Source organism: Winogradskyella damuponensis (genome assembly GCF_039538385.1).
In the GTDB taxonomy this organism is placed as follows: Bacteria; Bacteroidota; Bacteroidia; order Flavobacteriales; family Flavobacteriaceae; genus Winogradskyella; species Winogradskyella damuponensis.
On record NZ_BAABCB010000002.1, the window covers coordinates 226,856 to 239,060 of the forward strand.

Annotated in this window: 5 protein-coding genes; 3 read left to right on the plus strand and 2 right to left on the minus strand. The window is 34.3% G+C overall.

Annotated elements, in window-relative coordinates:
• The first annotated feature begins 1,470 nt into the window (after positions 1 to 1,470).
• Together ABD730_RS01100 and ABD730_RS01105 are read left to right on the plus strand one after the other, a co-directional pair.
• On the plus strand, positions 1,471 to 6,468 hold the full coding sequence (locus ABD730_RS01100) for a T9SS type B sorting domain-containing protein (protein ID WP_344711968.1): 4,998 nt from the start codon (positions 1,471 to 1,473) through the stop codon (positions 6,466 to 6,468).
• Positions 6,469 to 6,474: 6 nt separating this feature from the next.
• Entirely contained in the window at positions 6,475 to 7,491 is a 1,017-nt protein-coding gene (locus ABD730_RS01105; RefSeq protein WP_215928322.1) for a PorP/SprF family type IX secretion system membrane protein, read from the plus strand.
• A 61-nt stretch (positions 7,492 to 7,552) separates the two neighbouring features.
• Here the strand turns inward: ABD730_RS01105 and ABD730_RS01110 are convergent, their stop codons facing one another.
• Both ABD730_RS01110 and ABD730_RS01115 read right to left on the minus strand, forming a co-directional pair.
• Positions 7,553 to 8,719, minus strand: coding sequence for a VWA domain-containing protein (locus ABD730_RS01110; RefSeq protein ID WP_344711971.1), 1,167 nt, complete (start codon positions 8,717 to 8,719; stop codon positions 7,553 to 7,555).
• 5 nt (positions 8,720 to 8,724) lie between these two features.
• Entirely contained in the window at positions 8,725 to 9,756 is a 1,032-nt protein-coding gene (locus tag ABD730_RS01115) for an SIMPL domain-containing protein (RefSeq protein ID WP_344711973.1), read from the minus strand.
• Positions 9,757 to 9,970: 214 nt separating this feature from the next.
• On the opposite strand from ABD730_RS01115, the gene ABD730_RS01120 reads away from it, so the two are divergent.
• Complete coding sequence (locus tag ABD730_RS01120) at positions 9,971 to 12,139, plus strand: tetratricopeptide repeat-containing sensor histidine kinase (protein ID WP_344711975.1); 2,169 nt, start codon at positions 9,971 to 9,973, stop codon at positions 12,137 to 12,139.
• Positions 12,140 to 12,205: the final 66 nt, after the last annotated feature.

Here is a 12,205-nt window from a genome sequence, read left to right on the forward strand (position 1 = left end):
AGGTTTTATTAGATGCTACAGGTATAGCGACACTTGTTCAATCTCCAATGTTAAATACAGAAGTTAATTTGGAAGATGCTCAGATTTTGAGTGCGACCAATACAGTGGTTTGTTCACAGGCATTAACAGATTCCGCTTCAGTTACAGTTATTACTAACATGGCTCCAACCATAATTAGTAATTCACCCGTCTGCGAAGGAGAAGCTGGAGAATTACAATTTTCTGGTGATGCTAATGCAACAATTACATACTCCATTGGTAGTGGTGCGTCCCAAACTTTAAATTTAGATGCCACAGGTAGTTTCACCCTTTCACTTCCTGCTTTAACGTCAGATACTGATATTGAAATTATTTCTGTAACGAGTGCTTTATTACCTAACTGTGTACTTAATTTAAATACGACGGAAACTATTTTGGTTAATCCGTTTCCCGATACTACAATTGGAGGAATTTTAGTTGAATGTAGTGATGGTGTAAATTCTAATTCTGCAGATTTTAATTTAGATGCAGCAAGTGAAATTATTTTAGATGCGCCAGATCCTAATACAACAATAACGTATTTTGAAACACAAGCTTTATCTATAAATGGCGATCCAGCAGACGCATTAACATCGCCTTACAGTAGTACATCGGCCTATCAAATTATATATGTACGTATTGAAACCGATTTAGGTTGTGTTAGGCAAACCGTACTTTCTCTTCAGGTTGTTGATGCTCCTATAGCAAATATGCCATCAGACTTGTCATCATGTGATGCTAATAATATAGGTGTTGGAACTTTCGATTTAACCCAAACCGAATCTGAAGTGATTGCAGGAAACACAGAAGCAGTGCAATTCTCTTATTATATTCTTGAAACTGATGCTGAAGCAGGAACACCTGCAATTACAAATCCAACTACATTTGAAAATACAGAGGCCTATAACCAAACTATTTATGTTCGAGTTGATTCGGATGCTACTGACTGTTATAGTATTGCGCCATTAAACTTAGAAGTGTTTGATAATCCAACGATCACAATTCCAGACAATCTTGAAACTTGCGATGATGTCAGTAATGATGGTTTAGCACAATTTAATCTTGAAAATCAAACTGCCATTATACTTAATGGAGCAACAGGTATAACGGTTACGTATCACTTGTCTCAATTAGATGCCGAAAATAATGATGATGCTATAACAAGTTTATATACAAATGATAGTAACAATCAGACAATATATGTTCGTGCAGAAAATGATTTAAATACAAGTTGTTTTACAACAACAACTTTTGACTTAGTAGTAAACCCATTACCAACCTTAATAGCGCCAAGCGCTTTAGAAGTTTGTGATGATGGTATTCCAGATGGTTTAACAGAGATCGATTTAANTTCAAACAGCAGTTATATTAGGATCTCAACCATCTGATGATTTCAATGTCAGTTACCATTTAAGTTTTGAAGCTGCAGATTTAGGTGAAGACGCTTTACCAATGTCTTACACGAACACTGAAAATTCTCAGCCTATTTTTGTAAGGGTAGAAAACTCAGGGGATTCAGATTGTTATAATGCTTCAGCTACAGCAGTTTTTAATTTAGTTGTAAATACAAGAGCAATAGCAACAACACCAGAAGATATGGTTGTCTGTGACGACCCTAGCAATGACGGTTTTGCTACATTTGATTTAAGTAGTCAAGAAGCCTCTATATTAGGTTCTCAAGACCCGACAATTTATACCGTAACATTTCATAGTACACAAGCAGCAGCAGATGCTAATGTAGATGCTTTGCCATCAAGTTACACCAATACGACACCAAATCAAGAGACGATTTATGTACGTGTAGAAAATCCAATATATCCAGATTGTTACAGTACTACAAGTTTTGATTTAATCATCAACGCTTTACCAACACTAGTTCCTGTCTCAGCGCTACAGGTTTGTGATGATGATACCGACGGTTTTGTAGGCTTTCCATTAAGTACAAAAGTATCAGAGCTATTAAATGGTCAGACAGGTATAGTTGTTTCTTTTCATGAAACTTTAGCAGGCGCAGAAGCAGAGCCTTCTACCGCAGAGATATTTGACGGTTATATAAATACGACCATGACTAGTCAGACAGTATTTGTACGTTTAGAAAATAGTACGACCAACTGTTATAATGTAAATACACTTCAGCTAGAGGTTATGGAAAATCCAATCGCCAATATCACAACACCTTTAGAAGTTTGTGATGATAATGCGGATGGTTTCGTTGAATTTGATTTGAGTGTCAAAGATGCCGAAGTTGTTGGTTCACAAACCGGCATGATGGTTAGTTACTATGCTACTCCAACAAATGCAGAATTAGGGGATAGTCCATTACCAACCAATTATACCAATACAACAGCAGGAGCACAAGAGATTTATGTTCGTATAGAGAATGGTACTTCAGGTTGTTACGACACCACAACTCTACAGTTAATTGTTAATCCATTACCAACAACAATAGCTGTAACGCCATATGAACTGTGTGATTACGATAATCCAGGGAATGAAGAAGAAGCTTTTGATTTATCTACAAAAGATGCAGAGATTTTAGATGGTCAAGTAAATGTTTCATTGGCATATTACGAAAACGAAGCTGATGCCGAATTAGGGGTGAATCCTATTACAGGATTGTATACCAATACAAGTAATCCGCAAACGCTAGTTGCTGTCTTAACAAACACAATAACCAATTGTACATCAACGCTTACTTTTGACTTAGTAGTAAACCCATTACCAGCCTTAATAGTGCCAAGCGCTTTAGAAGTTTGTGATGATGGTATTCCAGATGGTTTAACAGAGATCGATTTAAGTCTCAAGAATACAGAGATTACAGGTAATAATCCTATCTATTCTGTAAGCTATTATTTAACACAATTAGACGCAGATTCAGAGACCAATCCATTGCCTACCTTATATACTAATACGAGTAATGGTCAAATCATTTTTGTACGTGTAGAAGATACAAACACAGGCTGTTATGATACAACGACCTTAGAGTTAATAGTAGAGCAAGCACCAATAGCATTTACACCGCAAGCATTACGCTACTGTGATCCTGATAATGATGGTTTTGGATTGTTTAACCTTACAAGTGTTAACAATGAAATCACAGGTGGAGCACCAGGATTAACCGTAACTTACCATGAAACAGAGACCAATGCAGATAATGGTGTAGATGCCATAGATACTACAGTGAATTATAATAACATTGTACAAGATGCTCAGACACTTTATGTAAGAGTAGAAAGTGCAACAATAGCTACAGACTGTGCAACGATTGTGGAGTTAGATTTAATTGTAGAGCCAACACCACAACTAGTAGCGCCAACGCCATTAGAGGTTTGTGATGATATCTCAGCAGATGGATTTGCGACCTTCGATTTAACCACTAAGGCAAACGAAATATTAAACGGTCAAGATCCAACGCAGTATATTGTAAGCTATTATGAAAGTGAAGCAAATGCATCCACCGGATTGAATCCTATAGCTAATCCTTTAGCTTATACCAATACAGACGATTTTAATCAAATCATTTGGGTACGTGTAGAAGATAATACTACAGTAGAAGGCTGTTACAAATTAATAGCCTTAGAATTAATTGTTAATGCATTACCTGTTTTAGTAACACCAGCACCTTTAGAGTTGTGTGATGTAAACAACCCAGGAGATGAGCAAGAAGCTTTTATCTTAGAAGAAGCCAATGCCGAGATTTTAAATGGTCAAACAGGTATAACCTTAACGTATTACGAAACGCAATTAGATGCAGCTAATGGAACCAACCCAATCGTAAGTCCTTATACGAATCTAAGTAATGCTCAAACGATTTTTGTAAGAGCTCAAAACGATATTACGGGTTGTTACAATACGGTAACCGTAACCCTAAGAGTTAACCCAATACCATCACCAGAAGCATCACCAGACCCAATAGAGGTTTGTGACGAAGACAATGATGGATTTGCTGAGTTTGATTTAGAGATTCGTACCGTAGAAATCACTAACGGAGAATCGGATGTTGTAATTACTTATCACGAAACTCAGACCGATGCGGAAATGGGGGATAATCCAATTACGGGATTATACACAAACATCGTTGCAAACAATCAAATCATTTATGTGCGTTCAGAGAACACTATAACAGGTTGTTATAGTCTCACAGAAAACACACTAGAGCTTATTGTACATCCAGCACCAGAAGTGCCAATAGATATAGCACCTTATATCATATGCGATAGCGATAACGATGGTTTAGCCCAGTTTGATCTTACAACAAAGGATGCCGAAATTCTTAACGGTCAAGACCCAACTGCAGTAGTGTTAACGTATCATGTAAGTGCAGCAAATGCAGAAGACGGTAGTAACCCAATTATCAATGTTGGTAACTATACCAATAATGGTAATCCACAAGTTATTTATGTACGCTTATATGATCCAATTACAGAATGTTTCGATACAGGAATGTTTGAATTGAATGTAGCATTACCACCAGAGGCTATACAGCCAACACAGTTAAATGCCTGTGATGATTTAGGAGAAGTACCAGGTGATGAGATCACGGAATTTGACCTTACCTTAAAAGATGCAGAAATCACAGGCGGTAATGCGAGCTGGTCAGTTGCGTATTACGAAACGGCAGCAGATGCACAAGCTCAGGAAAATGTTATTCCAGACCCAACACAATACACCAATACGGCAATAAATGGATTAGCAGCCAATCCACAGACGCTTTATGCTGTAGTAACCGATACGGATACAGGTTGTGTAGATTTTGTGACTTTAACCATAAGAGTATTACCAAACCCAACGCCAACAGCGAGCGATTTATTACCAAACTTAGAGTTGTGTGATGATGTTAATACAGGAGACGGCTTAGAAGTGTTTGATTTAACAGAAAACGAAACACTAATACGTAACGGAGAAGCAGGAGTAAGTATAACGTACCATGAGACTGCAGAAGATGCCGATTCAGGAACCAACCCAATTCCAGATCCAACACAGTATACTAATACAAGTACACCAGAACAAGAGATCTATGTAAGGATGACTAAGGATGCTACCGGTTGTTATGCCTTAGTAGACTTTACGATTGTAGTGCATCCATTACCATCAGTAGTTGCTGTAACAGACTTTATACAATGTGAATTGAATACAGACGGATTTGATAACTTTGATTTAACAACTAAAGATGCAGAAATCTTAAACGGACAAGATGCCACACAATTTACAGTGAGCTATCATGAAAGTCTATTAGATGCAGAATTAGGAATGAATGGTATTGTAAGTCTATATCCTAACCTTAGTAACCCACAACAAATCTTTGTAACCATTACTAATACTATTACAGGTTGTTCAATCAGTACACAAAGTTTTAATATTGAAGTGCAAGAAGCGGCACAGGCCAATCCAGATATGGAAGCAATTCTTTTTGAAGCGTGTGATGATAATATGGAAACGGATGGGGATACGACAAACGATAGTAGACAGTTTGATTTGACATTTCAAGATGCAGAGGTCTTAGATGGTCAAGATCCTTTAAATTATATTGTAACGTATTACGCGACAGAAGAGGATGCTAATAATAAGGTGAATCCATTACCAACGTTGTATGAAAATGTCGTTAATCCACAAGTTATTTATGCAAGAGTAGATAATGACACACCAGATGTAGCAGGAGATGACACTTCTATATGTTATGCTATAGCCGAGGTGACTTTACAAGTTAATCCATTACCAGAGTTTGGTTTTAATCAGAGTTATACCTTATGTTTAAATACCAATGGGTCAGAAGTCTTAGATCCATTAGTCTTAGATACAGGCTTATCAGCCACAGCATATAGTTTTGAGTGGAGTTATAATGGTACGGCAATCGTAGGGGAAACAGGACCAAGTATAATGCCAACCCAAGGAGGAACTTATAGTGTAAAGGTAATTAATGACAGTACGTTTTGTGAGAGTGAATTAAGTACAGAGGTTATAGTAAGTGAGCCACCAGCACTGGTTATCGATTTACTAACACAAGCATTTGCAGAAAATCATGTTTTACAAGCTACGGCAAGTGGAAGTGGAGATTATGAATACAGTTTAGATGGAGGAGCATGGCAAGATGAGGGGCTTTTCACTAATGTATCTGCAGGCCAACATCATATTACGGCAAGAGACAAAAATGGTTGTGGTTTAACAACAGAACCAAAGTTTGTTATTGACTATCCATTGTATTTTACACCTAATGGAGATGGTAAAAATGAAACTTGGAACATCGAAGGTATTGGAAGTAGTGCAAAAATTTATATATTTGACCGTTACGGAAAATTATTAAAACAATTGAGTCCAGATGGAAACGGTTGGAACGGAACGTTTAATGGTAATGCTATGCCAACGAGTGACTACTGGTTTACAGTAGAATACAACGAACCAATAACTAATGAACGTAAAGAATATAAAGCCCATTTTACCTTGAAACGATAAAAAATTATGAAATTAAAAAAGTATTGTTTAGTAGCATTTATAGCTTTTTTGGCAAATTTTAGTTTTGCCCAAGAGGGAATTCCTATTTATTCGGATTATTTAACGGATAATTATTATTTAATTCACCCCTCTATGGCTGGTGTTGCTAATTGTGCCAAAATAAGGCTAACAGCAAGGCAACAATGGTTTGGTGTTGATGATGCACCAAGTGTTCAAACATTAAGTATGAATGGAAGATTAGGTGATTCTCCTGTTGCGATTGGAGGAATTCTTTTTAATGACGCAAATGGTTACCACTCAACAGTTGGTGGTTATGCAACATTTGCTTATCATTTAATGTTTTCAAGAAATGAGATTGACTTAAATATGTTGTCATTTGGTTTAAGTGCTGGATTTCTTCAGTATAAATTAGATGAAACAAGTTGGTTAGTTCCAGGTGAGCCTTTAGATGATGCTGTTGGATATATAGTACAAAGTGATACTAACTTTAATATTGACTTCGGTTTTTCTTATCATTTTATAGATTTTTATGCCCATTTTACAGCTAAAAATATTTTAGATAATGAAGGTATTAACTGGAATCGTATAAGTGGTTTCGAATTTAAAAATCTAAGAACTTATTTACTTTCTTCAGGTTATACTTTCAGTAAGTTTGGTAGTGAGTGGAGTTATGAGCCTTCTTTAATGTATATGTATAGAGATGCGACAAAAGAATCATCTATTGATATCAATGCTAAAGTTTATAAAGAAATGGATTTTGGTAAAGTTTGGGGTGGTTTATCTTATAGAAGAAGTTTAGATGGTGCAGAATTTCAAGATGGATCTGGTGTTAGTAACCAAAAGCTACAGTACATTACTCCATTTTTAGGAATTGATTATAACAATTTTGTGTTTGCTTATACGTATTCTTATCAAGCAAATACTGTAAACTTTAATACAGGTGGTTTTCATCAATTAACTCTTGGTTTCAATTTTAATTGTAGAAGAGAGAAATATGAATGTAACTGTCCTGCGGTAAATTAATAGTATATTTTTTATATATAAAAAAGGCTCAATGTAAATTGAGCCTTTTTCTTTTTACTTATTATTCCCATTTATAATTTTTCTTTTCGGCTTGAGTTTTTAATGCTTTTATCATAGCCGTTTCTAAATTGTTTGTAGCATCATTACTTTGTTGTGTAACAAAATTCCGACGTTTTATATTTAATGCAACAATTTGATCTTGAAGTTTGTTACGCTCTTTAGATTTCTTTTCAATAAAGGACTTAATTTCAGATTCAGATTTCCCTTGTAATTCTTTTGGTAGTTGTTTGTTATCTAGCGCTTCATAAGAAAAATCTTTTTCTTTTTCGGCATCTACCAAATCCCAAGAGCTGTTTTTGTACAGACGAGAACTTTTACTAACGGTTCTGCTCACTGCATTTGCTTTATTATAGCTTCTTGCATTTGAATCTTGTTCTGCTTGCATTTCCATTTTGGCTCTACCAGCACTTCCATAAGCAATATAGGTTTGATTTAATTTTTCATTGAGTTCTAAAATTTCGTCATCGTAAGGTGAAGCAATATGAATAGTTGCTTCATTATGATTAATTGCCATATAATTTCCATGTGTTAAATCGGCTCCATCTTTCCATTTGGTTGAAATCCCTTGGTTATAATCGCCACAGAAAATAGTATTGACGGTTACATCATTATTGTGTGCGAGCTTTGATGCCTCTTTATAACTTACATTTCCTTGTGAATACGGCTCGTTTCCTGCAATGAAAATAAGCTTTAGATCATTATTACTACTTCCCCATTCTAATTGATTGAGCGCAGTTTCAATTACTTTTCCGCAGTACTCATTACCTCCATTTGTAGTTAATGAAAATAATGATTTTGAAATTTCATCCAAATCATCACTAAAAGCAATAACTTGTCTTAAATAACCTTCTTCTACGTTAAGGTTATCGTTGCCGTATTCGTAAAGTGCGATTTTAAGATTAGGACTTTTATCTTCACACTTAGCATAGGATAATTCATTTACAATCTTCCAAAGTTGTGCTTTGGCTTGGTCTATTAAACCATCCATACTATTGCTGGTGTCTAATAATAAAGCGACTTTAATTTCTGGGTTTTTATTTTTTGAAGTTGTTTTAATTACTATTTCAGAGATTGCTAAATCTTGAGTTCTATTTTTTGAATTTGCATTGCAAGCCAAAAGTGATACTAAGCTCACAGCAAGGATTAAAGTTTTAAATGGAGTTTTCATATGTTTTATTTTTTAGTGTTTAGTTCTTTAACATCAATAGTGCCGTTTGGAGAAATTACATAATACTTATGGTCTATTTTTGTTTCTACCTTAGGGGTTTCTTTTTTCTCTTTAGGTTTAGGGGTAAAAACAAGTTTTATATTCATACCTATTTGAACAACAGGTTCTAAAATAGAAGGATTAATAACCACATCGTAATTTTCGTAAGTCAAGGGCTGGTAATAGTATGAGGTTTGTTTTTTTGCTGTTGTAATACCTTTATTTTTATCTAAAGCTTCAACAGAAACGCTATTGTAAGCTTGGTAGCTTTGGTAGAAATCTTTTGGGAAATAACAATATTTATCATCTGCAATTGCTACATCATAAGTCGCCATGTCAAAGCCTAAAGCTTGATAATAATTTTTTTTCTCATCGATAAGTTTTAATAATTCATCTTGAAGGTTTTTATAAACCTCCTGAATGTTGTCAATGTAATAATCAACCTTAACTAAATTATAAACTTCGCTTTGCGCACAGGCTTCTAAAATAGATTCAAATTGATTGGTTTTTGTAAATTGAATGTGAATATTTTGTTGTAATTCAAAGCCTTTAGGAACTTCGGTATATGTTTTACTGAATAATTTTTTTGTGACTTCGACTTCGTAAATAGGAATGAACGAAATGACATCAATAGCTATATTTTTTTGAGTAATGCCTTTAGCATTTAAACGATATTTAATACTGTCTATACGTTCTTTCATTAATTGGTTTGTCTTTTCTGCAGAAGGTCCCATTTGAGAGAGGTTAAAAATGGCAGTATATGTTGTGGCACTAGCATTTTGTAATGCTTTTACATCTACTGTTAATACATTGCTTGGGTAAAGTGTTTGGTTTATTTGTTGCTGAACCGCTGGATTGTAGATTTTGGCATTTCCAGAGCTTAAAATATTTTGTCTCGAAATGTCGCTTGTAATTTCATTATAATTCCCTCTGTGTTGTGCAGAAATAGTAATGCTACTTATGAGCAAAAGCACTAATCCTAAATTGATTGTTTTCATGTTTAATATTGTTTTTTGATTTATGGGTAAAGCTCTGTCTAAAAAACAGTGCTAAAAAACAAGAATGCGTAAAGAGGGCTTTTGGCTGAGTAAAACCGACGACCTATTTAGTAGCCTAGGCTTTTTATTAGTAAAAAAGGTCTCACTTCTAAACGGTCCATTTTTTGAAACCAAATAAAGTATGTAAGTTTAGTCCAACAAATAAATTGTGTAAGTGAAAATATCTAGAACATATTGTTTTCTATTATTGTTTTGCCTAGTAGGATTTTTATCCTTTGGACAGCAAAATGAAACAAGCAAAAGAACTAATGAGGCTGTGTTTTCCATTAGAGGCTCAGTCTATGAAAAAAGTTCACATACACCTTATCGTGACGTTGAGATATTAGTGAATGGCGGGAAATACACAAGAACTAATTTTGATGGAACATTTAATGTAATGGCCAAGATTGGTGATGAGTTAATTATTAGCCATAAAGATTTTGAAACCATATATTATACCATAAAGTCCAACGAACGTATTACGATTGAAGTTATAGATTCTAAACAGTCTGGCTTACGTTCTAAGCTTAAAGGGGATTTTAAACGCTTTAATCAAATGATTGATTCTGCAGATGCCTATCTCAAAAAAGATGCAGAAAAGAGTATTAAGTTTATTGGTAATGCCTTAAATGTAGATATTAATACAGAACAAAGTGCAGAAGCGTATGAGTTGTTAGGAGATATATATAGACATTGGAAACAGTTTGATTTGGCAATTTCTGCGTATAAAATTAGTCTTCAAAATGCAAAGACATCTTCTGCTCAGTTAAAATTAGCAAAGTCTTATCTTGATAATGATGATTTTACAACAAGTCTTTCTACATATAAAACGATGGATCAAAAATCGTTACCTAATTATGATAGGGTAGTTTGGTTTGAAGGTGTTGGTGATGCTTATGTAAAAATTAAGGATTATACTAAAGCTATTACGGCTTACGAAGATGGATTAGAGGTGGCTAACAAACACCTAATAGCACCAAAAGTTACCGACTTAAATTCTAAAATAGCACAGGTTTATAGTATTCAAGGACAGACGAATAAGGCAAAAAGTTACTTTAGTAATTCTTTAAAATTAGCAGAAAAAGAGAATAAAAAAAGGGCTGTTGAAGAGCAAGTGAAAGTGGCCGAATTTAATAGTGATAATGCAGATTACGAAAGTGAAATTGTATTAAGGAAATTGGCTATAGAAGGGATAAAAGACATTGAAAATGATTCAGTTATAAGTAATGAAAGCCCTATTACTTCTCAAAAGCAAAATTATAAAATTGGTAATGCGTATTTGTTAAGTAATGATTTAACTAAAGCTATACCATATTTAGAAAAAAGTAGGGAAGAGGCTGGCGAAAAAGGCGATTTAGATGTAAAATTAGATGCAACTCGTAAGCTATCTGAAGTTAATGCTAGATTAGGAAATACTGAAAAAACGATAGCTTATAATGACGAGTATAAAGATGTTGTAGATGAATTATACGCTAAAAAAATTCAGAAAATTTCCCAAGCAGCGCGTTTTAGCCGAAATATTGCTGAACAACAAAATAGAATAACATCTTTAGAAAGTGATCGCGCCTTATCTAAGAGTACTTACGAGTTAACGCAAGAACGAAACAAGAGTCAACAACTCATTATTTATTCGTTAATAGGTGGTTTGGTATTACTTTTAATTACAGGTTTTTTAATGTTTAAATATATAAAGCAACAACGCTTAGCAAATAATTTGTTGGCCTTAAAATCGTTACGAAGTCAAATGAATCCGCATTTTATTTTTAATGCGTTAAACTCTGTGAATACCTTTATAGCAACAAATGATGAACGTACTGCTAATAAATATTTGTCAGATTTCTCACAATTAATGCGTGCGGTTTTGGAGAATAGTGAAGAGGATTTTATTCCATTGAAAAAAGAAATAGAATTATTGAATTTATACACCAAGTTAGAGCATTTTAGGTTTCAAGATAAATTTGATTATGCTATAGATGTCGATGAAACCATAGATGTTGAAGAATTCCAGATTCCACCAATGCTATTACAACCGTACATCGAAAATGCGGTATGGCATGGTTTGCGCTATAAAAAAGATAAAGGGCATTTGCATATTCATATTCAGCCAAAATCTAAAGACGAAATAACCATCACTATTTCAGATGATGGAATTGGAAGGGAGCGTTCTAAAACTTTGAAAACAGACCATCAGAAAAAGCAAAATTCTAAAGGAATGACTAACATTAAAAAACGTGTTGCCATTTTAAATGAAATGTATAAAGATAAAGTAGATGTAACGATTGCTGATTTTCAAGAATTGGAAGATGCAGGAACAAAAGTAGTCGTAACCTTAAAAAAGGATTAAAATGTCACATTGAATACAGTCAAAGTGCATTATTTAATAGAAGTATAATTAAAAAGATTACTGCTT

Excerpts from the sequence above, each read along its gene's own strand:
- ABD730_RS01100 (WP_344711968.1), top strand. The coding sequence starts at position 1,471 with ATGTCTTACACGAACACTGAAAATTCTCAGCCTATTTTTGTAAGGGTA.
- ABD730_RS01105 (WP_215928322.1), top strand. The coding sequence starts at position 6,475 with ATGAAATTAAAAAAGTATTGTTTAGTAGCATTTATAGCTTTTTTGGCA.
- ABD730_RS01110 (WP_344711971.1), bottom strand. The coding sequence starts at position 8,719 with ATGAAAACTCCATTTAAAACTTTAATCCTTGCTGTGAGCTTAGTATCA.
- ABD730_RS01115 (WP_344711973.1), bottom strand. The coding sequence starts at position 9,756 with ATGAAAACAATCAATTTAGGATTAGTGCTTTTGCTCATAAGTAGCATT.